Source organism: Stappia sp. TSB10GB4, from assembly GCF_900185745.1.
Lineage (GTDB): Bacteria > Pseudomonadota > Alphaproteobacteria > Rhizobiales > Stappiaceae > Stappia.
The window spans coordinates 61,716-86,495 of the sequence record NZ_FYAV01000028.1 but is presented as its reverse complement, the minus strand read 5'-3'; the positions used below and the strand labels follow the sequence as shown (position 1 = coordinate 86,495).

Here is a 24,780-nt window from a genome sequence, read left to right as displayed (position 1 = left end):
TCAAGACGCGACGGAGAGCGGCGCCCCATGTCCAGAAAGAAAAAAGCAGGCGGCGGCGCCCCGGAGTGGCTGGTCACCTTCGCCGACCTGATGTCCCTGCTCGTCTGCTTCTTCGTGCTGATCATCTCCTTCTCGATCCAGGACAAGCAGAAGCTGCAGGTGGTCGCCGGCTCGATGCGCGAGGCCTTCGGCGTCAAGGAGACGGCCCGGCGCACCGGCATCATCGAGGTCGAGGGCATTCCCGTCCGCGATTACATGAAGGATATCAGCCGGGTTCCCGAAGAGCTCGATTCCGACTTCGCGCAGGAGCGCCACGAGCAGCGGCGCAAGCAGGGGCCGGAGGCCAACACCCACGACGTGCGCAAGGCCGAGATCGAGAAGCCGCGCCAGTTCGCCACCGCCGCCGCCTCGCTGCGCCAGGCCTGGCAGGAAATGCCGGACATCACCGAAGTCTCGTCCAACATCATTCTGGAGGAGACCGACGAAGGCCTGAACATCAGCCTGGTCGACCAGGACGGGCGCTCGATGTTCCCGGAAGGCTCGAAATACCCCTATGACCTGACCCGCCGGCTGATCGCCCGGATGGCGCCCGTGATCGCCCGCATGCCGAACCGGGTGCAGATCACCGGTCACACCACCTCCGGCGGCATCCCGCTCAATCCCGGCTATACCAACTGGGAACTGTCGGCCGACCGGGCCAATGCCGCACGCCAGATCCTCGCCGAATTCGGCGTGCCGGCCGACCGCTTCTATGGCGTCGTCGGCAAGGCCGACAGCGAACCGCTGTTTCCCAACGATCCCTATCTCGCCGCCAACCGCCGCATCGGCATCCTGTTGATGCGCGAGGAGCCGCCGATCCCGCTCGGCCACAATCCGTAAGGGGGCGGGCACCGGAACAGCCGGGGCGGCAAGGCAGAAACCACAAAAGGGCCGGAATTTCCGGCCCTTTCGCGCGTGTCGAGCCGCCTTGAACGGCAATGAACGTGAAACGGCGGCGAAGCCGGTCGCTGGCGGTCGCGTCAAGCCTCGACCGGCACCACCACCAGCGCGCTGCCGTCGATGCCGACCACCCGGACCCTGGTGCCGGCCGGGCAGTCCAGCCCGCTGACCCGCCAGACGCTGTCGTCCACCCGCACCGAACCCTGGCCGCCGGAAATCGGGGCGGTCAGCACGAATTCGCGGCCGACGAGGCGAGCGCCGCGCCGGTTCAGCCCGGCTTCGTCGCCCTCGCTGCCCTGGCGGCGCATATAGGTCCGTCCGACCAGCACGCTGGCGACGGACAGCAGACCGAACAGCACGATCTCGAGCTGCCAGGGCATGTCGATCATGATCGCCAGCGTGCCGACGACGATGGCCGCGAGGCCGAACCACAGGAAGAACGTGCCGGGAGCGAGCACCTCCAGGCCGAGCAGCAACAGGCCGACGATCCACCACAGCCACGGCCCTATTTCCATGACGATGCGTTCGACCAGGCTCATGACCGTGGTCCGTCGCCATCGCGCGGCGCGGAGGGCGCCGTGGTCGAGGGAACGCTGGCGCGCGACCGCGACGCCGCTCCCCCGCCGCCAAAGGCCTCCTTGGCGATCTCGGCGATGCCCGAGAGCGAGCCGAGCACGGCGGTGGTCTCGGTCGGCAGGATCAGGAGCTTCTGGTTGGGCGAGCGGGCGAACTGGCCGAGCGCCTCGACATATTTGTTGGCGACGAAGTAGTTGATCGCCTGCATGTCGCCGGCGGCGATCGCCTCGCTGACCATGCGGGTCGCATTGGCCTCGGCCTCGGCGGCGCGCTCGCGCGCCTCCGCATCGCGGAACGCGGCCTCGCGCCGACCCTCCGCCTCCAGGATCTGCGACTGCTTCTGGCCTTCCGCCTGCAGGATCTCGGAGGCCCGCTTGCCCTCCGCCTCCAGGATCGCCGCGCGCTTCTCGCGTTCGGCCTTCATCTGCCGGCCCATCGCCTCGACCAGATCGCGCGGCGGGTTGATGTCCTTGATCTCGATGCGGGTCATCTTGATGCCCCAGGGCGAGGCGGCCGCATCGACCACGCGCAGCAGGCGTTCGTTGATCTCGTCGCGATTGGACAGCAGCTCATCGAGATCCATCGAGCCCATGACCGAGCGGATGTTGGTCATGGTCAGGTTGAGAATGGCGTTCTCCAGCCCCGACACCTCATAGGCGGCGCGCGCCGCGTCGAGCACCTGGTAGAAGGTGACGCCGTCGGCGGTCACCGTGGCGTTGTCCTTGGTGATCACTTCCTGCGAGGGAACGTCGAGCACCTGCTCCATCACGTTGATCTGATGGCCGACCCGATCGATGAAGGGCACGATGAAGTTGAGGCCCGGCATCAGCGTCTTGCGATAGCGGCCGAAGCGCTCGACCGTGTAGTTGTAGCCCTGCGGTACGGTCTTGACGCCCGCCAGGACGACGAGAACCAGAAGCACCAGCAGGACAAGGACCAGGATATCGAATCCGAAAACGCCTTCGAGCATCTGTGTCATCCTTCACCAGGGCCGCGTTCTCGACGCGGCGGAGCGGATCGAAGGCCGGTCGCGCCCGACCGGCCAGCCCGCCGCTACATGTACCCGGCGGGCGAGGATCTGCAAGCGCAAGCATCGCGTGGTGGTGAAGAAGATCGACGCAGGCGACTCAGATCCAGCCCGACAGCTCGCGCCGCACCAGAGTCTGGATCACGTCCATGCCGCCCTGGCTGTCGTTGAGGCAGGGAATATGGGCGAAATTCTCGCCGCCGTTCTCGTGGAAGATCTCTCCAGCCTCGCCGGCGATCTCCTCCAGCGTCTCCAGACAGTCGGCGACGAAGCCCGGATTGATCACCGCGATGTTGCGGGTGCCGGCCTTCGCCATCGCCTCGACGGTCTTGTCCGTATAGGGCTGCAGCCACTCTTCCGGCCCGAAGCGCGACTGGAAGGTGACCTTGAGCTTGTCCTGCGGCCAGCCGAGCCGCTCGCGCAGCAGCCGCGTCGTCTTCTGGCAATGGCAGTGATAGGGGTCGCCCTTGCGGAAATAGGACTGCGGGATGCCGTGATAGGAGGTGAGCACCGTCTCCGGCTCGAAGTCGAGGCCGGCAAGGGTCGTTTCGATCGAGCGCGCCAGCGCGTCGATATAGACCGGATCGTCGTGATAGGGCGGCACGGTGCGCAGCGCCGGCTGCCAGCGCAGCTTCAAAAGCTCGCGGAACACCACGTCGTTCACCGTCGCCGTGGTCGAGGCCGAATATTGCGGGTAGAGCGGGAACACCAGCAGCCGGTCGCAGCCCTCTTCGCGCAACCTCGCCAGCCGGGCCGGGATCGAGGGCTGGCCATAGCGCATCGCCCAGTCGACGACGATGCGATCGTCGACGCCGGCCAGGGTGGCAGCGAGCTTGTCGGACTGGGAGCGGGTGATCGTGCGCAGCGGCGATTCGTCGAGCTCCCGGTTCCAGATCTCGTCATAGGCCTTGCCGGACTTCTTCGGTCGGGTGTTGAGCACGATGCCGAACAGAATCGGGTACCAGATCGCTCTGGGCCATTCGATGACCCGCTTGTCCGTCAGAAACTCCTTCAGGTAGCGGCGCATGGAGCGGAAGTCGGTGCCGTCCGGCGTGCCGAGATTGACGATGAGCACGCCGATCTTTCCCGCCTTGACGCCCGGATGTCCCTCCGGCAGCCGCACCCGCCCCATCTCGCGACGCCTCGCTTCCCGCTCGCTGTCGCTGTCGATCACGCTCATGCTGTCTTTCTGGCTCCCGATCATGTTCCGGTCCGGCTGCGCCGCACATAAGGCGCAAACGCCGGATGGTCCAGTTGCTGGTGGAACGAATGTGCCACTTGCAGTCTCCTTGCGGCCAGGCGCTGGATCAAATGTCGGCACCGAACCACCGGTAATCTCTACGCAGGATCGGTCCAAGGGGTTCACGGCGGGAGCCCGCGACAGGCTGACGCAGGCCGCTCGCGCGCACGCCTGCGGCTCAGCGTTAACGGTCCTTTCAAACAGATAGGTAAACCTGTCGATATTACTGAGGCTTGCACCCTGACGCCGCCGCATGCGGCGGCCACGCCGCAAGCCGCCACCGGGACAGACCGCCGTGAAGAACGAGAAGATTCTTCTGATCGAGGACAGCGCCTTCACCCGCCGCCTGCTGCGCGGCATGCTGAAGGAGCTCGGCTACCAGGCCGTGACCGAGGCGGGGAACGGAATCGAAGCCGAGAAGCTGCTGAAGCTGCACCGCTTCGACGTGATGCTGGTCGACTGGCGCATGCCGCTCCAGGACGGCGCGGAGTTCCTGACCAGGCTGCGCGCCCACGACAATCCCGTCTGCGCGGCAACGCCGGCGATCATCATCAGCGCCCATGTCGATCTCACCGTGCTGCAGAAGGCGGCGACCCTCGGCGCCCAGTCGGTGATCGTCAAGCCGTTCTCGATGCAGGTGCTGAGGTCGCATATCGACGCGGCACTCTCCAAGCCGCTCGACCGGGCAATGCCTGCCCCGCCCCTTGCCGTCTCCACTCCGGCGGACGCGGAGGCCGTGACCGGCCCGACCGACGATCCCTACGAGATCGTCTATCTGTAGACGCTGATCCGGAACGGGCCGGCAGCGCGCGATTCACTCGCCGCGATAGCGCTCGGCGACGCGGAACCAGAACTCGACGATGGTGTGCAGCACCTCGCTCATGCCGGCCAGGCTGTCCGCCTTGGTGACGACCGCATTGGCGCCGGCCGCATAGGCGCGGCGGATGGTCACCGGATCGTCGGCGGTGGTGAAGACGCAGACCGGCACGGCGCTGAGCCGCGCGTGCTGGCGCAGCTTGCCGAGGAACTCCGTTCCGGTCATCACCGGCAGGTTGAGGTCGAGCAGGATCAGGTCGGGCGCCGGGGCGCCTGCCGCCACCGCCCGGTTGAGATGGTCGAGCGCCTCGGCGCCGTCCGAGGCGACCTCGAGACGCACCGGCACGCTCGACGCCTTCAGCGACTGGCGAATGATGGTGACGTCGTCGGGATCGTCCTCGACCAGCAACACAAGCGCGCTGTCGGAAGCCTTCGCCGCTTCATCCTGCATGATATCGCTCGTCCGCATCTGGGCCATGCCGGCCGCCGTCATCGGGTCCCGCGCAACCGGGTCTCCTTGCATAGGCCAGAGCGTTGTACCTGCGCAAGAGCCGAGGAGGCCGGTCGCCGCCGGCGCTATCCCCGGCCCGGGGCGTCACGCCTCGTAGCTGCGCTCGTCGGCAATCACCTTTCCGTCGTTCGGCAAGGCGCCGGGAAGCACCCGCTCGACCCGGCCGGACAGCTTCGTCACCTCTCTCAAGCTCGCCGAAATCGCCTGGTCGAGGCCTTCGCCATGGGCCTCCGCCTCATAGGCCAGCCGCATGACATCCTGTTCCGCCTGACGCTCGACGATGAGGCGGGCGCGGACGATCTCCGGGTGGCGGCCAAGGAGTTCCGCGATCTGCTTCGGATCGACGAACATGCCCTTGACCTTGGTGCGCTGGTCGGCGCGGCCCATCCAGCCCTTGAGGCGCATGTTGGTGCGCCCACAGGGAGAGCGGCCCGGCAGCACGGCCGACAGGTCGCCGGTCCCGAAGCGGATCAGCGGATAGGCGCTGTTGAAATTGGTGACCACCACCTCGCCGACCTCACCTTCGGGCACCGGCACGTCGGAGCCCGGCCGGACGATCTCGACGATCACGTCCTCGTTGACGACCATCCCCTGGTCGGCCGCGGTCTCATAGGCGATGACGCCGACATCGGCGGTGGCATAGGCCTGCAGCACCTCGATGCCGCGGGCGCGGTACTCCGCCCGCAGGCTCGGGAACAGCGCGCCGCCCGACACCAGTCCGCGGCGGATCGACGAGGCGTCGCGGCCGAGCTCCGCCGCCTTGTCGAGCAGCACTTTCAGGTAGTCCGGCGTGCCGGCATAGCCGGTCGGCCGCAGGGTGGCGATCGCCTCGACCTGCATTTCGGTGTTGCCGACGCCGGCGGGAAACACGGCACAGCCAAGCGCCCGAGCGCCGTGATCGAGCAGGAAGCCGCCCGGCGTCAGGTGATAGGATAGGGCGTTGTGGACGATGTCGCCGGCGCGGAAGCCTGCGGCGAAGAAGGCCCGCGCCACCCGCCAAGGGTCGTGGTCGCCGCCCTGCGGCTCCCAGATCGGGCCCGGCGACATGAAGATCCGTCCCATGGCCGAGACCGGAGCGGTGGCGAAGCCCCCGAACGGCGGATTTGCTGCCTGCGCCGCCATCAGATCCGCCTTGCGCAGCACCGGCAGGCGGGCAAGCGCCGCCCGGTCGACGAGCGCCGTCGGCGTGCACCCCTCCAGATGCCGCGCCCAGCCGGGCGCCTGCGCCATCGCATGGGCGACGAGGCCGGGCAGCCGCGCGAAGAGGTCGGCGTCCCGCTCGCCCGGTTCCCGGATCTCCAGGCTGTCGAAATGCTCTGCGCTCATGACGCGCTCCTCGTGACTCTTGGCTTGGCGGGAGGGGCTCGGCCTCAGGCGAGCCAGCGCTTGCGACGCTTGTAGTGCTTCACGTTGCGGAACGACTTGCGCCCCTCGCCGCCGACGCCAAGGTAGAATTCCTTGACGTCCTCGTTCTCGCGCAGCGCCTTGGCAGCCCCGTCGAGCACGATCCGGCCCGACTCCAGGATGTAGCCGTAAGTGGCATAGCGCAGCGCGATATTGGTGTTCTGCTCGGCGAGCAGGAAGGACACGCCCTCCTTCTCGTTGAGTTCCTTGACGATCTCGAAGATCTCCTCGACCAGTTGCGGAGCAAGGCCCATCGACGGCTCGTCGAGAAGGATCATGTTGGGCCGGCTCATCAAGGCCCGGCCGATAGCGCACATCTGCTGCTCACCGCCGGACGTATAGCCGGCCTGGCTGGTGCGCCGCTCGCGCAGGCGCGGAAAATAGGTGTAGACCTTCTCGAGGCTGGCCTTGATCGCGGCCGCCCCGTCCCGACGGGTGAAGGCCCCGGTCAGAAGGTTCTCCTCGATGGTGAGGTGGCCGAAGCAGTGACGGCCCTCCATCACCTGGATACAGCCGCGCCGCACCAGATCGTTCGGCGACAGCGACTGCACTTCCTCGCCGCGGAAGACGATATTGCCCTTGGTGACATCGCCCCGCTCCGCATGCAGCAGGTTCGACACCGCCTTGAGCGTGGTCGTCTTGCCCGCGCCGTTGGCCCCGAGGAGAGCGACGATGCCCCCCTCGGGAACGGTGAGCGAAACGCCTTTCAACACCAGGATGACGTGGTTGTAGATCACCTCGATATTGTTCACCGAGAGGATCGTCGAAGCGGACGTCTCGCTCATTCCTGTCTCCACTCCTGTGGACTTGTGCTGGACCGTGAGGTCAGTTGCAGTCGCGCGGGGTGATGTTGTTCTCCGCCGCGTAGGCTGCGGAGTCCTCCTCGATCAGCGGCGCGATGACGTCGCGGTCGGGCTCGATGCCCGAGGCGACCACCTTCCAGACGCCGCCATTGGCATCCCACTGCTGGATCAGCACGGTGCCCGGATCGGAGTGCACGGCGCAGGTGATCTTCACCGGATAGGTGAAGTTCGGCAGGCCGAGTTCGGCAAGACGCTCCTCGGTGACGTCCAGGGCTTCCAGACCTTCGCGCACATCCGCGCCGATGATCTCGTTCGATCCCTTGATCTCCATCGCCTTGCGGATCGCCTCGACCGTCCACACCGCGGCGATCAGGCCGCGATTGTAGAGCACCTCGCCGACACGCCCGCGCTCGCCGGCGCCCATGTTCTTGTCATAGAGGGTCTCGAGGATCTCCTGATGCAGCGGGAACGAAGCGCCCGGCGCGTGGAACGTCGCCGAGAGATAGCCATTGGCGCCCGCGCCGGCCGGCAGCACGTCCTGCTCGGATCCGGCCCACCAGTTGCCGATGAAGCGGTCCATCGGATAACGGATCGAGGCGGCTTCCTTGACGGCGACCTGGTTCATCACGCCCCAGCCCCACATCAGCACCCAGTCCGGGTTCATGCGGCGGATCTGCAGCCAGGTGGCCTTCTGCTCCTGGCCCGGGTGATCGACCGGCAGTTGCTCCAGCTTGAAGCCGTACTTCTTCGACAGTTCCTCGAGGGTCCGGATCGGCTCCTTGCCATAAGCCGAGTTGTGGTAGACGAGGGCGATGGTCTTGCCCGCGAGCTTGTCCGCCCCGCCTTCGATGGCCGCGGCATAGTTGACCATGCCCGAGGCCGCATCCCAGTACGTGCCGGGGAAGTTGAAGATCCACGGGAACACCGTGCCGTTGGCGGCGGAGGTGCGGCCATAGCCCATGGTGAAGATCGGGATCTCGTCGACCGCCGCCTTCGGGATGATCTGATAGGTGATGCCCGTCGACAGCGGCTGGTAGATCAGCGCCTTGCTCTGGCCCTGACCCTTGGTGTTCTCGTAGCACTCGACGCCCTGCTGGGTGTTGTAGGCGGTCTCGCACTCGATGAAGTTGATGGTGGCACCGTTGATGCCGCCATCCCGCTCCTGGATGAGCTTGAAATAATCCGCATAGCCGTTGGCGAAGGGAATGCCGCCCGGCGCGTAGGGGCCGGTGCGGTAGACGAGCGACGGAATTGTCAGCTCGTAGGCCGACGCCGTCGTGGCCGCGATCGGCGAGGCGATCGCGAGCGCGGCGAGGCCTGCCGTCAGGTGCTTCAGTTTCATGTCGTTTCCTCCCTTGGAACAGGACATTGGGCAGTCATCTGGACAGCGCGAATTGTCTTGTCTGTGCGCTGCCTCAGTAGGGGAAGGGCCACATCCGCAACTTCTCCTTGGTGATCTGCCAGAGCCGGGCAAGGCCATGCGGCTCGACGATCAGGAAGAAGATGATGAGCAGGCCCATCAACAGGATTTCCACATGCTTGGCCGTCACCGGCATCAGCCCGAGACCGTCGACCATGAAGTTTTTCAGGAGGATCGGCATCAGCACCAGGAAGGCCGCGCCCATGAACGATCCGACGATCGAGCCGAGGCCGCCGATGATCACCATGAACAGCACCAGGAAGGAGACGTTGATGCCGAAGGATTCGCCCACTTCGACGGCGCCGAGATAGACCGCGAACAGCAGCGAGCCGGCCATTCCGATATAGAAGGACGAGACGGCGAAGGCCGAAAGCTTGGTCATCAGCGGCCTGACGCCGATCAGTTCGGCGGCGATGTCCATGTCGCGGATCGCCATCCAGTTGCGACCGATGCGCCCGCGCACGAGGTTCTTCGCGATCAGGGCGAAGACGGTCAGCAAGGTCAGGCAGAACAGGTACTTGACCCAGGGCTGCGCCGAAGCGCCTGTCAACTGGAAGCCGAAGAGGAAGCGATCGGGCGCGTTGATCTGTCCGGTGGCCGAATAGTTGTAGAACCAGCCGACCTTGTTGAAGAGCCAGACCAGGAAGAACTGGGCGGCGAGCGTCGCCACCGCCAGATAGAAGCCCTTGATGCGCAGCGACGGCAGGCCGAACATCACGCCGACCGCTGCCGTGATGCCGCCCGACAGCAGCACCACCACGATCATGTTGAGCTCCGGGAAGGAGGTCATCAGCTTGTAGGAGGCATAGGCGCCGACCGCCATGAAGCCGCCGGTGCCGAGCGAGATCTGGCCGCAATAGCCGACCAGGATGTTCAGCCCCAGCGCCGCCATGCCGTAGATCAGCAGCGGCAGCAGGATGGCGTTGGTCCAGTAGTCGTTGACGAAGAACGGCACGACGAGGAAGGCGACGGCGAGGAAGGCCCAGACCGCCCAGCGATCCTGGGCGATCGGAAAGATCGCCTGGTCGGCGGCGTAGCTCGACTTGAACTGACCGGCTTCACGATAGAGCATTGCGATTGAACCCTTCTGTCGGGGAGCCCTGCGTCAGACGCGCTCGATGATCTTTTCGCCGAACAGCCCCTGCGGCCGGAACAGCAGGAAAGCCAGCGCCAGCATGTAGGCGAACCAGTTCTCGATCGCACCGCCGACCATCGGCCCGACATAGATCTCGGCGAGCTTCTCGCCGACGCCGATGATCAGGCCGCCGACGATGGCGCCGGGGATCGAGGTGAAACCGCCGAGAATGAGCACCGGCAGGGCTTTCAGCGCGATCAGCGACAGGGAGAACTGCACGCCGGACTTGGCACCCCACATGATGCCGGCGACCAGCGCGACGAAGCCGGCCACCGACCAGACGATCACCCAGATCGTCTGCAGCGAGATGCCGACAGACAGCGCCGCCTGGTGATCGTCGGCAACGGCGCGCAGCGCCCGGCCGATCCGCGTCTTCTGGAAGAACACCGCCAGGAAGCCGACCAGCACGGCGGCGATCAAGGCCGCGAAGACCTCCAGCTTGTCGAGATAGATGTCGAAATTGTCGAGCAGGACGTCGACCGCGCCGGACGGCAGGCCGATGTTGATCACCTTGACGTCCGAGCCCCAGATAATATCGCCGACCCCTTCCAGCACATAGGCGAGGCCGATCGTCGCCATGAACAGGATGATCGGTTCCTGGTTCACCAGGTGGCGCAGGACGAAGCGTTCCACCGCCCAGGCAACGCCCACCATCACCGCCACGGTGAGGACGAAGGCGATGGGCCAGGGCACGGAGGTCTTCTCCATGATCCCGGCGAAGGTCAGCGCCGCGAACAGGCACATGACGCCCTGAGCGAAGTTGAAGATGCCGGACGCCTTGAAGATCAGCACGAAGCCGAGCGCGACCAGCGCGTACATCACGCCGGCCATCAGGCCGGACAGGACTGTCTCGATGAAAATCGCCATCCCCGGACCCTCAATTGCCGTGCGGAACGCCGAGATAGGCGTCGATCACATTCTGGTTCGACTGCACCTCCTCGGGAGGCCCGTCGGCGATCTTGCGGCCGTAATCGAGCACCACGACGCGGTCGGACAGGTCCATCACCACGCCCATGTCGTGCTCGATCAGCGCGATCGTCGTGCCGAACTGCTGGTTCACGTCGAGGATGAAGCGGCTCATGTCCTCCTTCTCCTCCAGGTTCATGCCCGCCATCGGCTCGTCGAGCAGCAGGAGCTCCGGCTCCATCGCCAGCGCACGCGCGAGTTCCACCCGCTTCTGCAGTCCGTAGGGAAGCCGGCCGACCGGCGTCTTGCGGATCGCCTGGATCTCGAGGAAGTCGATGATCTCCTCGACCTTGCGGCGATGTTCGTTTTCCTCCTTCAAGGCCGGCCCCCAATGCAGGCACTGCCAGAAGAAGTTCTTCCTCATCTTCAGACCGCGGCCGGTCATGATGTTGTCGAGCGTGGTCATGCCCTTGAACAGCGCCACGTTCTGGAACGTGCGGGCGATGCCGTGGCTTGCCGCCTCGTAGGGCCTCATCTTGCGCCGGACCTGGCCGCGCCAGGTGATCGTCCCCTCCTGGGGATGGTAGAAGCCGTTGATGACGTTGAGCATCGACGTCTTGCCGGCGCCGTTCGGACCGATGATCGCCCGCACCTCGCCCTTGAGGATGTCGAAGGAGATGTTGGTGATCGCCTTCACGCCGCCGAAGGACAACGAGACGTTGTCGACGCGCAGAAGGACTTCGCCTCTGGCAAGGCCTGAATGCCCGGACATGCCGGCGGGATCGACAAAGGCGTTCATTCCGCCGCCTCCTTCATGCCGCTGCCCGCGGCCGGATAGGTCTGCATGTCGCGGATCTCGACGGTCGCCTCGATCGCGCCCTTGCGGCCGTCTTCGAAGGTAACCTCGGTGCGCACATGCTTGCTGGTGGAGCCGTCGTAGAGCGCCTCGATAAGCGGGGCGTAGCGGTCGGCGATGAAGGAGCGGCGGACCTTCTGGGTGCGCGTCAACTCGCCGTCGTCGGCGTCCAGCTCCTTGTGCAGCACCAGGAAGCGCTTGATCTGCGCCCCGGCCATCATCGGCTCGCCGGCAAGGTCGCGGTTGACCTCGTCGACATGCTTGCGGATCATCTCGTAGACCTGCGGATGCGCCGCCAGCTCCTGATAGGAGGCGTAGTTGACGTTGTTGCGCTCGGCCCAGGACCCGACGGAGGTCAGGTCGATGTTGACGAAGACGCCGCAAAACTCACGCCCGTCGCCGAAGGCCACGACTTCCTTCACGTTGGGATAGAACTTCAGCTTGTTCTCGATGTATTTCGGCGCGAACAGCGAGCCATCGGTGAGCTTGCCCACATCCTTGGCGCGGTCGATGATCTTCAGGTGGCCGTTGTCGGCGATGAAGCCCGCGTCGCCCGTCAGCACCCAGCCGTCCTCGGTCTTGGTGGTGCGGGTCGCCTCCTCGTTCTTGTAATAGCCGACGAAGACGCCCGGCGAGCGATAGAGCACCTCACCGCTCTCGGCGATCCTGATCTCCACGTCCGGCGCCGGCGTGCCGACCGTGTCGCCATAGATCTCGCCGTCCGGCTGCATGGTGATGTAGACGCTGGCTTCGGTCTGGCCGTAGAGCTGCTTCAGGTTGAGACCGAGCGAGCGGTAGAAGCGGAAGATCTCCGGGCCGATCGCCTCGCCGGCGGTGTAGCCGACGCGCAGCCGGGTGAAGCCCATCTGGTTCTTCAAGGGCCCGTAGACCAGCAACTCGCCGAGCCCGTAAAGCAGCCGGTCGGCCAGCGACACCTTCTCGCCGTTGAGGATCGGCTCGCCGACCCGGCGCGCCAGCGCCATGAAGCTGTCGAACATCCTCTTCTTGATCCGCCCGGCATCTTCCATGCGGACCATGATGTGGGTCAGCAGACCCTCGAAGACGCGCGGCGGAGCGAAGAAATAGGTCGGGGCGATCTCGCGTCGGTCCGACAGGACGGTTTCCAGGTTCTCCGGACAGTTGACGCAATAGCCGGCGAGATAGGCCTGGGCGAGGGAGAAGACGTGATCGCCGATCCAGGCCATCGGCAGATAGGCGATGGTCTCCTCGGTCTCGTTCAGCCTGTCGAAGGCATTGCCGTTGCGTGCCGAGATGACGAGATTGTCGAAAGACAGCATCACGCCCTTCGGCCGGCCGGTGGTGCCGGAGGTGTAGAGCATCACCGCAAGGTCGGCCCCCTTGGTCGCGGCGATGCCGTCGAGCCAGGCCTTTTCGCGCGCCGGATCGGCGGCAAGCGCGGCGCGGCCGTTCACCTGCAACTGTTCGAAGGAATGAAGCCGGGTGTGGTCGTAGTCGCGCAGGCCGCGCGGATCGTCATAGACGACATGCTCCAGCTTGGGCAGTTGCTCCGACATCGACAGGAGCTTGTCGACCTGTTCCTGGTCCTCGACGCAGGCGAAGCGCACCTCCGCGTGCTCCAGAACATAGGCCATCTCCTCGGCGACGGAGTCCGCGTAGAGCGGCACCGGAATGCCCCCGAGCGACTGCGCAGCCACCATAGACCAGTAGAGCCTTGGCCGGTTGGCGCCGATGATGGCGATCTTGTCGCCGGGCCCGAAGCCGATATCCTGGAGACCGATCGAGACGGCGCGGATTTCCTCCAGCACCTGCGACCATGTCCAAGTCTGCCAGATTCCGAGATCCTTCTCGCGCATCGACGGCCGGTCGGCGAAGACACGGGCATTGCGCAGGAGAATCTTCGGAAAGGTGTCCTCGTCGAGGCGCTCGACGACGGGCGACCCTGCCATGCGTTTCTTCCCCTTTGGACGCCCCGTTATTCGGGGTCGTTCGTTGCAGCGTTGCCGGGACGCGATGAGTCCCTGCGGCGGCAACCCCTTCTCTCTTGTTGGAGATCTGCTGCGGGTTGACGCGGAATTTCGCTTGAAGACAACGCTAGGGCCGCAGCGTTGCGCCAGTATGTGCCAATTGCAACGAATTGTTTCATCGAGGTGGGACACCACTGTCGACGAGAGACGATATCGACAGGTGCGAAAGGCGGGATAAACTCGCCCCATGACACGCCGCGACCTCTATCGCGAGCGGCTCGACCTGCTGCAGGCGGCGCTCGACCACATCAACCAGGGGTTCTCCGTCTTCGACGCGGACCTGCGGCTGGTCGCATGGAACCGGCAGTTGTTCTCCATGCTGGAGTTTCCCTGGCACCTCGCCCGCCGCGGCACGCATCTGTCCGCCTTTCTGGAGGTGAACGCGGCGCGCGGTGAATACGGTCCCGGCGACGTCGCCGAGATCGTCGCCCGCCGGGTCGAGCGGGCCAGGCTGTTCGAGCCGCATTCCTTCGAGCGGGTGCGCCCCGACGGGCAGGTGGTGATGGTCACCGGCGCGCCGCTCCCGGAAGGCGGCTTCGTCACCACCTATACCGACATCACGCGCGAGCGGCAGCACCAGGCCTCGCTGGAGCGCACCGTCGCCGAGCGAACCCATCAACTGCGCCAGAGCGAGGACTGGCTGCGCCTCGTCACGGAGAACATTCCCGCGCTCGTCGCCTATATCAGCCCCGGCCCGATCTACCGCTTCGCCAACCGCCGCTATGCCAAGTGGTTCGACCAGACAGTGGAATCCATCGCCGGCCGCCATGTCGGCGATGTGCTCGGCCCCGACCTTTACGGCCGGCTGGAGCCACATATCGAGAAGGCGTTCCAGGGACAGGCGGTCTCCTACGAATATTCCCGCACCCGGCAGAACGGCATGGTCGCCCACATGCGCTCGACGCTGATCCCCGACCGCACGCTGGACGGGCGGGTGCTCGGCTGCTTCGTGCTGTCGCTGGACGCAACCGAGCAGAAGCGCAGCGAGGCCGCGCTCGCCCAGGCCCAGCGCATGGAGGCGGTCGGTCAGCTCACCGGCGGGCTCGCCCATGACTTCAACAACCTGCTGACGATCATCATCGGCAATGTGCTGGCGCTGAGGCGCAAGGTCGACATTCCGGCCATGCCCGATCTTGCCATGCATCTCGACCCGATCCATCAGGCGGCCCAGCGTGGCGCCGACCTGACACGGCGCCTGCTCGCCTTCGCCAGGGGTGATGCCCTGGACGTGCGGCCCCTGCGGCTCGCCCCGCTGACGGCGAATATCGAGGGCCTGCTCGCCGGCTCGCTGCCGAAGTCGGTCGACCTCGTCCTCGATCTCGCCGCCTGCGACGCAGTCGTCCGTGTCGATCCGGCGGAGTTCGAGAACGCGCTGGTCAACCTGGTGCTCAATGCCCGCGACGCCATGCCCGCTGGCGGCACCATCGCCATCTCGCTGACCTGCTCCGATCTCACCGGGGCCGAGGCCGACCGCTTCGGCGTCTTGCCGGGACTGCACGCGCTGCTGGAAGTGCGCGACGATGGCGAAGGCATGAGCGAGGAAGTGCGCCGCCAAGCCTTCGACCCGTTCTTCTCCACCAAGCCCTTCGGCACGGGAAGCGGCCTCGGCCTGCCCACGGTCTATGGCTGCGTGCGGCGCAGCGGCGGCGGCATCCTGATCGACAGCACCCCCGGCGTCGGCACCACCATCCGCCTCGCCTTCCCGATGATCGACGCCCAACCCGGCCCCCACGACAGCACGGAGGGCGAACCGGCCGCCAATGGCAATGGCGAACTGGTACTCCTGGTCGAGGATGACGCCGATGTTGCCGACGTCGTCCGCGACCAGCTCTGCGCGCTCGGCTACTCGGTGCTGGTGACGGGCAGCACGGACGACGCGCTCGACCTCGTCCGCGACGTGGAGGACATCCGCGCGGTGCTGAGCGACATCGTCATGCCGGGCCAGACCAACGGGATCGCGCTGGTTGCCGAGTTGAGAAAACAGCGGCCAGGTCTTCCGGTCGCGCTGATGACCGGTTACCGTCAGGGTCCGACGCAGGATGTCCAGGCTCCGGACTGCCCGGTGCTGCCGAAACCGTTTTCCAGCCGCCTTCTTGCCCGGACCATCAACGAGATGCTTGCTTCATGAACCATCCCGACCCGATCCAGGGCAGAGACGCGGCCATCGGTGCGGACCCGCTCGTCTTCATCATCGAGGACGAGGCGGAGATCCGAGCCCTGCTGGCGCAAACGCTCTCCGCCTACCGGTTCCGCACGGAGGTCTTCGCGACCGCCGACGCGGCCCTGATCGGCATCGGCCAGTGCATGCCGGCGGCGATCATCCTCGACCTCGGCCTGCCGGACATGGACGGAATGGAGATGATCAACCGGATCCGCGCGCGCGGGCCCGTGCCGATCCTCGTGCTCTCCGCCCGCGCCCATGCCTCCGACCGGATCATGGGACTGGAATTCGGCGCCGACGACTATGTGGTGAAGCCGTTCGATCCGCGCGAGATCGTCGCCCGGGTGCGCTCCTTGCTGCGCCGGGCCGCACCGGCGGCGGCAACGGGCAGCAGCGAGAGCGGCGAGCGAGCGCCGCGGGAATTCGCTCGTTTCGAGAATTGGCGGTTCGAGCCGCAAAGCCATCGGCTCGTCGATCCGGACGGCGAGGAGACGTTCCTGTCGACCGGCGAGGCAGCGATCCTGACGGCGCTGCTGAAGGCCCCCCGCCGCGTGCTCAGCCGGGACTACCTGCTGGAGCATGGCGGACGCGACGACACGCTCGACCGGGCGATCGACGTGCGCATCTCGCGCATCCGCAAGAAGCTGACCCGCCCCGACACCCCGACCCTGATCCGCACCGTCTACGGCTCCGGCTACATGCTGACCGCGCAGGTGGAGTGGGTCACGGGCTGAGCGCCCGCCCCCTACTCCGCCGCAAGCCGGGCGCCGCGTCCCTCGCGAAACGCCGCAAGCAACTCGGGCAGTCGCGCCTCGGCCTCGCGCATCGAGGCTTCCCGCACCGGGCCGAAGCCGCGGATCGAGCGTGGGAAGGCGAGCAGCGCCAGCGCCGCCGTCGCATTGCCGGCCTCCAGCGAACCCGCCACCTCGTCGACGATCCGCTCATAGTCGTCGCGCAAGCGGCGCTCACGCCGCCGCTCCTGCGTGCGGCCGAACAGATCCAGGGCGGTGCCGCGCAGGCCCTTCATCCGGGCAAGCAGGCGGAAGGCCGGCATCATCCAGGGTCCGAACCGGCGCTTGGCCGGACGGCCCGTGCGCTTGTCGGTGCGTGACAGCAGCGGCGGCGCCAGATGGAACTCCAGCTTCTGGAAACTCTCGAAGGTCTCCGACAGTTGCCGCGCGAAACTCTCCCCGATAAACAGGCGGGCAACCTCGTACTCGTCCTTGATCGCCATCAGCCGGAAGAGCTCGCGCGCCGCCGTCTCGCGGATTTCCTCGCCGGGCGCGCCGAGACGACTGGCCGCCTGCGACAGCCGTGCGACGCGGTCACGGTATCGCGCCGCATAGGCCGCATTCTGATAGTCGGCGAGGAAGGCGGCGCGCCGCTCGATCATCTCCTCGACGCTGTCCGACAGGCGTCGGTGCTCGAGCCGGTCGGGGCGGGTCTTCGCCGCCCGCACCACCGCGTCCGGATCCACCGCCGCGACCCGCCCCCAGGCGAAGGCGGCAAGGTTCATCTCCACCGACACCTTGTTGAGCCGGATCGCCTCCTCCAGCGCCTCGCGGGTCAGCGGCAGGGCGCCGAGCTGCCAGCCGAAGCCGAGCAGGAACATGTTGGCGGCGATGGCATCGCCGAAGAGTTCAGTGGCGAGCGCGGTCGCATCGATGAAACGGGCGCGGTCACGCCCCGCCGCCTCGCTGAGCGCCGCGACCAGCCGCCGGCCGGGAAGGCTGAAATCGGGGTTGCGGGCAAAGTCGCCCGGCAGCGTCTCGTGGGTGTTGACCACCGCGAAGCTGCGGCCCGGCGTCATCGCCGAGAGGATCTTCGCCGATCCGGCGACGACGATGTCGCAGCCGAGCACGAGATCCGCCGTGCCAGGCCCGACGCGGATCGCCGAGATCTCCTCGGGCCGCGGCGCCAGCTTGAGATGGCTGATCACCGCGCCGCCCTTTTGGGCGAGGCCAGCCATGTCGATGATGCCGCAGCCAAGCCCGTCGAGATGCGCGGCCATGCCGATCACCGCGCCGATGGTGACGACGCCGGTGCCCCCAACGCCGGTGATCATCACCGAATGGGTGCCGGTAAGCGGCGCGATCTGCGGCTCGGCCACCTGCGGCGGCGGCGGCGGCATCACCGCGCGGCCCTTCAGCACGCCGCCGCGCACGCTGACGAAGGAGGGGCAGAACCCTTTCACGCAGGAGAAGTCCTTGTTGCAGGATGACTGGTCGATCATCCGCTTGCGGCCCCACTCGGTCTCCACCGGCTGGATGGCGACGCAGTTGGACTGGACGCCGCAATCGCCGCAGCCCTCGCAGACCAGTTCGTTGACCACCACCCGCTCGTCGGGATCGGGAAAGAGGCCGCGCTTGCGCCGGCGCCGCTTTTCGGCCGCACAGGTCTGGTCGTAGATGAGGACGGTGAGGCCGGGCTCGCGGGCCAGTTCGCGCTCCACCTCGATCAACTCGTCGCGGTGATGGATGGCGGTGCCGGACGGCCAGGCGGTCGCAGGGGGATACTTGCCCGGCTCGTCGGTGACGATGACGACGCGCCGCGCCCCTTCCGCCGCCACCTGCCGGGCGATCTCGTCGACGCGCAGACCGCCGTCATGGGCCTGGCCGCCGGTCATCGCCACCGCGTCGTTGTAGAGGATCTTGTAGGTGATGTTGACGCCGGCCGCCTTGGCCGCGCGGATCGCCAGGGCACCGGAATGGTTGTAGGTGCCGTCGCCGAGATTCTGGAAGACATGGCCGGTGCGCGAGAAATGCGCCTCGCCGACCCAGTTGGCGCCCTCGCCGCCCATCTGGGTGTAGCCTTCCGTGTTCCGGTCCATCCACTGGACCATGTAATGGCAGCCGATGCCGGCATAGGCGCGGCTGCCTTCGGGAACCCGTGTCGAGGAGTTGTGCGGGCAGCCGGCGCAGAAATACGGGCTGCGCACGGCGACGTCTCGCGTCGTCGCCAGCCTCAGGGCACGCTCCTCGACATCCGCAAGACGCGCCGAGAGCGCGTCGGAGGCGCGCCGCCGCGCCACCCGGCGACCGATCTCGCGGGCGATCTGGATCGGCTCCAGCGCGCCGGGCGCGCGGAACAGCACGGCACCGTCCTCGTCGGCCTTGCCGATCACCGTCGGGGCGTCGGTCATGCCGTAGAGGATCTCCTTGACCTGCGGCTCGATCAGCCCGCGCTTTTCCTCCACCACGATCAACAGCTCGAGACCCTTTGCAAAATCGCGCAGCCGACCCGGCGACAAGGGCCAGGGGCAACCGATCTTCAGGAAGGCGACGCCGAGATCGGCCGCCGCCACCTCGTCGATGCCGAGCAAGTCGAGCGCCTCGACCACGTCGAGGTAGCTCTTGCCGGTGGAGACGATGCCGACCACCGGCTGACGGCCGCCCGACAGCACCACCTTGTCCAGCGGATTGGCGGCGATGAAGGCTTTCGCCGCCGGCAGCTTGACCTCGTGCAGGCGCGCCTCCTGCACCAACGGATGATCGGACGGACGGATATGCGCGCCGTCCGGCGGGAAGGGGAAATCAGGAAGGACCGGCAGGACCCGGTCGAGCCGCCCGTCGATGGTCGCGGTCGATTCGACATTATCCTTGACCAGCTTGAGGCCGGCCCAGATGCCGGCATAGCGCGACAGCGCCCAGCCATAGAGGCCGAAATCCAGGATCTCCTGCGCCCCGGCCGGATTGAGGATCGGCATCATCGCATCGACCAGTGCGAATTCCGACTGATGTGCCGTGGTCGAGCTCTCGCAGGTGTGGTCGTCGCCCATCAGCGCCAGCACGCCGCCATGACGCGAGGTGCCGGCGAGATTGGCGTGGCGGAAGGCATCGCCCGACCGGTCGACGCCCGGCCCCTTGCCGTACCAGATGCCGAAGACGCCGTCATAACGGCCCTCGCCGCGCATTTCCGCCTGCTGGGTGCCCCACAGCGCGGTGGCGGCAAGGTCCTCGTTGATCCCCGGCGAGAACACCACGTCCTGCGGCGCGAGCAAGCGCGCGGCCTTCTGGAACTGCTGGTCGAGCGCCCCGAGCGGCGAGCCGCGATAGCCGGTGACATAGCCGGCGGTGTTGAGCCCGGCGCGGCGGTCCCGCTCCTTCTGCATCAGCACCAGGCGGATCAGGGCTTGGGTGCCGGAGATGAAGATGCGCTCTTTGGCAAGGTCGTACTTGTCATCGAGCGAGACCGTATTGCGTGCCATGTAAACTCCCTCCCTGCGGGTGCCCTCACGCGCACCCGCTCTGCCAAGGTTCTTTCCCAACCCCCGGCTCCGTCAAATGAATTCCGACACGTCCGCAAGGTGATCTTGCGATTGCCCTGCCCCGCAGGCAGGTCGGAAGCCGGGCGAGACCGCATATGCCGCGACGTCCGGGGAACCCGGTCTCGCCCTCTCTCTCCCCTCCGACAATTTTGCCCGCGACAGGCTCAGCATTGCTTTTGCATCGGCTGCAAAACTGCTAAGCAAACGCCCATCGACATATGGGGAAGCGGGCTGGAATGGCGAACACGCCAGCATCCCGTGGGGGAAACCACCGGAGAGGATCCGTGATGAAACTCGAGAACGCGCGCCGCCAAACGCGCGACGGTGAGTGAGCCGGTGCGCGCGCTCGCCCTGATCGTCCGCGTCATCAGCGGGCTCAACGCGCTGGTCGGAAACGTGTTTTCCTGGCTGTCGCTGGCCATCGTCGTCGTCTGCTTCACAGTGGTGGTGCAACGCTACGTCTTCTCCACCAGCTTTGTCTGGATGCAGGATCTCTATGTCTGGTTGAACGGTGCCATGTTCACCGCCGTCGCCGGTTTCGCCCTGCTGCGCAACGACCACGTTCGCGTCGACATCTTCTACCGGCCGGCCACCGTGCGCCGCAAGGCGATGGTCGATCTGCTCGGCGTGTTCCTGTTCCTGCTGCCTTTCACCTATGTGGTAACCAACTATAGCTGGACCTTCGTCGCGCGTTCCTGGCGCCTCAGCGAGGCCTCGGCCAATTTCGGCGGCATGCCGGGACTGTTCATCCTGAAATCCTTCATCATCGGCTTTGCCGCGCTGCTTGCCCTGCAGGGCCTGGCAATGGCGGCCCGTGCCGTGCTGGTGCTGGCGGGCCGAGAAGACCTGCTGCCGCCGCATCTGCGCTACGAGTCCGTTGCCGCGTCCAAGGGGGAGGCTGAAGCCTGATGACTCCGGTCCTTATCGGCGAGCTCCTGTCCGGGCTCATGTTCTTCGGCATCATCGGCTTCCTGCTGCTCGGCTTTCCGGTCGCCTTCACGCTTGCCGGCGTGTCGCTGATGTTCGGTCTTGTCGGCATGTGGCTTGGCGTCTTCGACCCCTCCAATCTCGGCAGCCTCGCCAACCGCTATATCGGCTACATGACCAACGAGGTGCTGGTCGCCGTGCCGCTGTTCATCTTCATGGGCGTGATGCTGGAGCGCTCGAAGATCGCCGAGCAACTGCTGCTGACCATGGGCAAGCTGTTCGGCAACCTGCGCGGCGGCCTCGGCATGTCGGTCATCGTCGTCGGCGCGCTGCTGGCCGCCTCGACCGGCGTCGTCGGCGCCACCGTTGTCACCATGGGCCTGATCTCGCTGCCGGCGATGCTGCGCGCGAAATACGACCCGCGGCTTGCCAGCGGCGTCATCTGCGCTTCCGGCACGCTCGGCCAGATCATCCCGCCGTCGACGGTGCTGATCTTCATGGGCGACATGCTGTCGGGCATCAACGCCCAGGTCCAGATGTCGAAGGGCAATTTCGCACCGGCACCGGTCTCGGTCGGCGATCTCTTCGCCGGCGCTCTCCTGCCCGGCCTGATGCTGGTCGGCCTCTATCTCGCCTGGACCGTGTTCAAGGCGATCACCGATCCGGAATCCTGCCCGGCAACGCCCGTCCCGCCGGAAGAGAAGGCGCATCTCTTCCGCGAGGTGCTGACCGCGCTGCTGCCGCCGCTGCTGCTGATCATGGCCGTGCTCGGTTCGATCCTCGGCGGCATCGCCACACCGACCGAAGCGGCCTCCGTGGGCGCGGTCGGCGCGCTGGTGCTCGCCGCCCTGCGCTGGCGCCTGTCCTTCTCGATCCTGCGGGAGACCGCCATCGCCACGGCGACGATCACCTGCATGGTGTTCATCATCCTGTTCGGCGCGGCAGTGTTCTCGATCGTCTTCCGCCTGATGGGCGGCGACAATCTGGTACACGAATTCCTGGCGAACCTGCCCGGCGGCACGCTGATGGCCGTGGCGGTGGTGATGTTCATCATGTTCCTGCTGGGCTTCATCCTCGACACGTTCGAGATCATCTTCATCGTGATCCCGATCACCGCGCCGATCCTGCTTGCCCTCGATGTCGACCCGGTCTGGCTCGGCATCATTGTCGGCGTCAACCTGCAGACCTCGTTCCTGACGCCGCCCTTCGGCTTCGCGCTGTTCTACCTGCGCGGTGTCGCCCCGCACTCCGTGTCGACGACGATGATCTACAAGGGCGTGCTGCCCTTCGTCGGCCTGCAGGTCCTGGCCATCGCCATCCTGTTCGCCTTCCCGGAGATCGCCACCTGGCTGCCGCGGCTGATCTATCGCTGATCCTGCCGCCACGCCGGCGCGATACCGGCGTTGAGCATCTCCCAGGCCGAGCGACGCGCGGACCGGCACCTTGCAACAAAAAACCCCGGCCTTTCGGCCGGGGTTTGCATTTTCGGGGACCGACCGGAGCCGGTCGATGACCGTCAGATCTTGAAGTAGGTCTTGCGCGCCTGGATGAAGGCGCCGTCGGTGCCTTCGGTGCGGGTACGCATGATGTTGAGCGACTCGATGAAGCTCTCGGTCGTCTTCTTGACGAGAGCGTCGTCGGAGTTGCGCAGGCCTTCGAGGATCTCGATCGCCGCGTTGGCGCCGGCCTCCATGATGTCGGCCGGGAACTCGCGCACCTGCACCCCATGCTGCTCGACCAGCGTCTTCAGCGCGCGCGGATCGTTGGCATAGAAGTCCGAGGCGACCTGGTCGTATTCGGCCTGGCAGACGTCGCGGACGATGGCCTGCAGGTCGCTCGGCAGGGCCTGGTACTTCGCCTTGGAGACGACCAGTTCCGTTGCAAGACCCGGCTCGATGAAGCTCGGGAAGTAGTAGTTCTTGCAGATCTGGTAGAAACCGAGCGCCAGGTCGTTGTAGGGGCCGACGAACTCGGCCGCGTCCAGCGTGCCCGACTGCAGCGCCTGGAAGATCTCGCCCGCCGCCATGTTGGTGACGGTGGCGCCGAGCTTCTCCCACACGCGGCCGCCGAGACCCGGGGTCCGGAAGCGCAGGCCCTTGACGGACTCAAGGCTCGTCAGTTCGTTGCGGAACCAGCCGCCCGCCTGGGTGCCGGTGTCGCCGGACAGGAAGCCCTGCACGCCGAACTGGTCGTAGATCTCGTCCCAGATTTCCTGGCCGCCCATATAGCGCACCCAGGCGGCGAGTTCGCGCGAGGTCATGCCATAGGGAACGCCGGTGAAGAAGGACAGCGCCTGGCTCTTGTTCTGCCAGTAATAGGCGGCGCCATGCGACATCTCGGCCGACCCGTCGATCACCGCGTCGAGCGACTGCAGCGGCGGGACCAGTTCGCCGGCCGAGTAGACCTGCACGGTCAGCCTGCCGCCGGACGCGGCGGTGATGCGGTCGGCAAGGCGCTGCGCGCCGACGCCGAGGCCAGGAAAGTTCTTCGGCCAGGTGGTGACCATGCGCCAGGTCTGGTTGCCCTGCGCAATGGCCGGAGCGGCGAGCGTGGCGGCACCCACGCCAACGCCGGCGAGGCCGGCCTTCGTGATGAATGAACGGCGATCCATGCAGTCCCTCCCTTGGGATTTGATCGAGATCTCGACTGCCCGCTGAACGATCTCACGAACGATCGATTCTCGAACCGGTGTCGGCAGCCAATGCCGCCCGACGTTGCCAAGTGCCCTTCTCCTAAAGGCACTTTGAGAGCGATATAAACCGCATATGCCATTGGGACACAAGGCCGGCCGGCATGCGGGTGCGAATTTTCGCGGCGCCCGCGGGTGCGGACCAATCGCGCCCCGCCGCGGGCGGGAGATCTCGCCGGATGGTGGACAAGCCAGCGCCTTCCGCTAATCTCCCAGTCGAGCCCGCAGTCGATGCGGGCGCGACCGTTCGGGCCGCGGTCTCGTCTTCCCGTCCCTGTGCGACCCGACCGCGACCGGATCCCCCCCAGGAGCCCTTTCAGGAGCCCCCAAATGTCTGCCCCCGTTGTTCTTGTCAGTTGCGACGTCAAGGAAGTCGAAGGCTATGCCTGGCACGCCGCCCCGTCTACCTATCTGGAAGCGCTGGTGCAGGGCGCCGGCGCGATGCCGCTGCTGCTGCCGTCCATGGGCCCGGCGATCGACCTCGACGCGGTGCTGGACCGGGTCGACGGAGTGCTGCTGACCGGCTCGCGCTCCAACGTCCACCCTGTCTTCTACGGCGCCGAAGCCCGCGAACAGGACGGTCCCTTCGACAGGCGCCGCGACACCACGACGCTGCCGCTGATCCGCCGTGCCATCGCCCGAGGCCTGCCGGTCTTCGCCATCTGCCGCGGATTGCAGGAGCTCAACGTGGCACTCGGCGGCACCTTGGTCAGCGAGGTGCAGGAGATGACCGGGCGGCGCGACCACCGCGCCCCGGAAGGGGAGACCCAGGACGCCCGCTTCGCCCTTGCCCATCATGTCGAGATCGTGCCGCAGGGCAAGCTTGCGGCGATCCTTGGCGACGCCCGCATCGACGTCAATTCGCTGCACCGCCAGGCGATCGGCCGGCTTGCGCCCGGCCTCACCATCGAAGCGACCGCCGACGACGGCACCATCGAGGCCGTCTCGATCGACGCGGCGTCCTCCTTCGCCATCGCCACCCAGTGGCACCCGGAATACTGGGTCGGCAGCGACGCCGCCTCCTCGCGCCTGTTCGCCGCCTTCGGCGCGGCGCTGCGGGAGACCCGGGGCGCCCGGCAGGCGGCCGAATAACACCG

Annotated in this window: 20 protein-coding genes; 7 read left to right on the top strand and 13 right to left on the bottom strand. The window is 66.5% G+C overall.

The annotated features are described in order from the left end of the window. Positions 1-27: 27 nt before the first annotated feature. Positions 28-879, top strand: a complete 852-nt coding sequence (locus TSB10GB4_RS04050) for a flagellar motor protein MotB (protein WP_186390322.1) — start codon at positions 28-30, stop codon at positions 877-879. 140 nt (positions 880-1,019) lie between these two features. Here TSB10GB4_RS04050 and TSB10GB4_RS04045 read toward each other — a convergent pair whose 3' ends face one another. The 3 genes from TSB10GB4_RS04045 to hemH all read right to left on the bottom strand — a co-directional run bounded on the left by TSB10GB4_RS04045 (position 1,020) and on the right by hemH (position 3,674). Then, complete coding sequence (locus TSB10GB4_RS04045; protein WP_208984428.1) at positions 1,020-1,472, bottom strand: NfeD family protein; 453 nt, start codon at positions 1,470-1,472, stop codon at positions 1,020-1,022. 2 nt (positions 1,473-1,474) lie between these two features. After that, positions 1,475-2,485: an SPFH domain-containing protein gene (locus tag TSB10GB4_RS04040; RefSeq protein WP_186394656.1), complete on the bottom strand. Its 1,011-nt coding sequence runs from the start codon at positions 2,483-2,485 to the stop codon at positions 1,475-1,477. Positions 2,486-2,642: 157 nt separating this feature from the next. Then, the gene (gene hemH / locus TSB10GB4_RS04035; protein WP_208984427.1) at positions 2,643-3,674 is read right to left on the bottom strand and encodes a ferrochelatase; all 1,032 of its coding nucleotides are present in this window, start codon (positions 3,672-3,674) and stop codon (positions 2,643-2,645) included. Between the two features lie 403 nt (positions 3,675-4,077). Here hemH and TSB10GB4_RS04030 point away from each other — a divergent pair, with 403 nt between their 5' ends. Further along, positions 4,078-4,563: a response regulator gene (locus TSB10GB4_RS04030; protein ID WP_186390318.1), complete on the top strand. Its 486-nt coding sequence runs from the start codon at positions 4,078-4,080 to the stop codon at positions 4,561-4,563. A 33-nt stretch (positions 4,564-4,596) separates the two neighbouring features. Here the strand turns inward: TSB10GB4_RS04030 and TSB10GB4_RS04025 are convergent, their stop codons facing one another. The 8 genes from TSB10GB4_RS04025 to TSB10GB4_RS03990 all read right to left on the bottom strand — a co-directional run bounded on the left by TSB10GB4_RS04025 (position 4,597) and on the right by TSB10GB4_RS03990 (position 13,561). After that, complete coding sequence (locus tag TSB10GB4_RS04025; protein ID WP_186390317.1) at positions 4,597-5,076, bottom strand: response regulator; 480 nt, start codon at positions 5,074-5,076, stop codon at positions 4,597-4,599. Positions 5,077-5,193: 117 nt separating this feature from the next. Beyond that, positions 5,194-6,435, bottom strand: a complete 1,242-nt coding sequence (locus tag TSB10GB4_RS04020) for a phenylacetate--CoA ligase family protein (protein WP_186394654.1) — start codon at positions 6,433-6,435, stop codon at positions 5,194-5,196. Positions 6,436-6,479: 44 nt separating this feature from the next. Further along, positions 6,480-7,298, bottom strand: a complete 819-nt coding sequence (locus tag TSB10GB4_RS04015; protein ID WP_186390315.1) for an ABC transporter ATP-binding protein — start codon at positions 7,296-7,298, stop codon at positions 6,480-6,482. Positions 7,299-7,338: 40 nt separating this feature from the next. After that, positions 7,339-8,658, bottom strand: coding sequence for an ABC transporter substrate-binding protein (locus TSB10GB4_RS04010; protein ID WP_186394653.1), 1,320 nt, complete (start codon positions 8,656-8,658; stop codon positions 7,339-7,341). Between the two features lie 73 nt (positions 8,659-8,731). Further along, positions 8,732-9,808 (bottom strand): branched-chain amino acid ABC transporter permease, encoded by a 1,077-nt coding sequence (locus tag TSB10GB4_RS04005; protein WP_186390313.1) that lies wholly within the window; start codon positions 9,806-9,808, stop codon positions 8,732-8,734. Positions 9,809-9,841: 33 nt separating this feature from the next. Continuing rightward, on the bottom strand, positions 9,842-10,738 hold the full coding sequence (locus tag TSB10GB4_RS04000) for a branched-chain amino acid ABC transporter permease (protein ID WP_186390312.1): 897 nt from the start codon (positions 10,736-10,738) through the stop codon (positions 9,842-9,844). A 10-nt stretch (positions 10,739-10,748) separates the two neighbouring features. Then, positions 10,749-11,576: an ABC transporter ATP-binding protein gene (locus TSB10GB4_RS03995; protein ID WP_208984418.1), complete on the bottom strand. Its 828-nt coding sequence runs from the start codon at positions 11,574-11,576 to the stop codon at positions 10,749-10,751. Beyond that, positions 11,573-13,561, bottom strand: a complete 1,989-nt coding sequence (locus TSB10GB4_RS03990) for an AMP-binding protein (protein ID WP_186390311.1) — start codon at positions 13,559-13,561, stop codon at positions 11,573-11,575. The genes TSB10GB4_RS03995 and TSB10GB4_RS03990 overlap by 4 nt, the downstream gene beginning before the upstream one ends. Positions 13,562-13,826: 265 nt before the next feature. Between TSB10GB4_RS03990 and TSB10GB4_RS03985 the strand changes: the two genes are divergently transcribed. Both TSB10GB4_RS03985 and TSB10GB4_RS03980 read left to right on the top strand, forming a co-directional pair. Further along, positions 13,827-15,767 carry a PAS-domain containing protein gene (locus tag TSB10GB4_RS03985; RefSeq protein WP_186390310.1) on the top strand — a complete coding sequence of 647 codons (1,941 nt, stop codon included), beginning with the start codon at positions 13,827-13,829 and terminating at the stop codon, positions 15,765-15,767. Next, positions 15,764-16,534: a response regulator transcription factor gene (locus TSB10GB4_RS03980; protein WP_186394652.1), complete on the top strand. Its 771-nt coding sequence runs from the start codon at positions 15,764-15,766 to the stop codon at positions 16,532-16,534. The genes TSB10GB4_RS03985 and TSB10GB4_RS03980 overlap by 4 nt, the downstream gene beginning before the upstream one ends. 11 nt (positions 16,535-16,545) lie before the next feature. On the opposite strand, the gene TSB10GB4_RS03975 is transcribed toward TSB10GB4_RS03980, so the two are convergent. Continuing rightward, positions 16,546-20,007, bottom strand: a complete 3,462-nt coding sequence (locus tag TSB10GB4_RS03975; RefSeq protein ID WP_186394651.1) for an indolepyruvate ferredoxin oxidoreductase family protein — start codon at positions 20,005-20,007, stop codon at positions 16,546-16,548. Positions 20,008-20,391: 384 nt separating this feature from the next. Here TSB10GB4_RS03975 and TSB10GB4_RS03970 point away from each other — a divergent pair, with 384 nt between their 5' ends. Together TSB10GB4_RS03970 and TSB10GB4_RS03965 are read left to right on the top strand one after the other, a co-directional pair. Continuing rightward, the gene (locus TSB10GB4_RS03970) at positions 20,392-20,976 is read left to right on the top strand and encodes a TRAP transporter small permease subunit (protein ID WP_244293228.1); all 585 of its coding nucleotides are present in this window, start codon (positions 20,392-20,394) and stop codon (positions 20,974-20,976) included. Then, a complete protein-coding gene (locus tag TSB10GB4_RS03965; RefSeq protein WP_186394650.1) occupies positions 20,976-22,367 on the top strand; it encodes a TRAP transporter large permease subunit in 1,392 nt (463 codons plus the stop codon). The genes TSB10GB4_RS03970 and TSB10GB4_RS03965 overlap by 1 nt, the downstream gene beginning before the upstream one ends. A 143-nt stretch (positions 22,368-22,510) precedes the next feature. Here TSB10GB4_RS03965 and TSB10GB4_RS03960 read toward each other — a convergent pair whose 3' ends face one another. Beyond that, positions 22,511-23,605 carry a TRAP transporter substrate-binding protein gene (locus TSB10GB4_RS03960; RefSeq protein WP_186390306.1) on the bottom strand — a complete coding sequence of 365 codons (1,095 nt, stop codon included), beginning with the start codon at positions 23,603-23,605 and terminating at the stop codon, positions 22,511-22,513. Positions 23,606-24,013: 408 nt separating this feature from the next. Between TSB10GB4_RS03960 and TSB10GB4_RS03955 the strand changes: the two genes are divergently transcribed. Further along, positions 24,014-24,775, top strand: coding sequence for a gamma-glutamyl-gamma-aminobutyrate hydrolase family protein (locus TSB10GB4_RS03955; RefSeq protein ID WP_186394649.1), 762 nt, complete (start codon positions 24,014-24,016; stop codon positions 24,773-24,775). Positions 24,776-24,780: the final 5 nt, after the last annotated feature.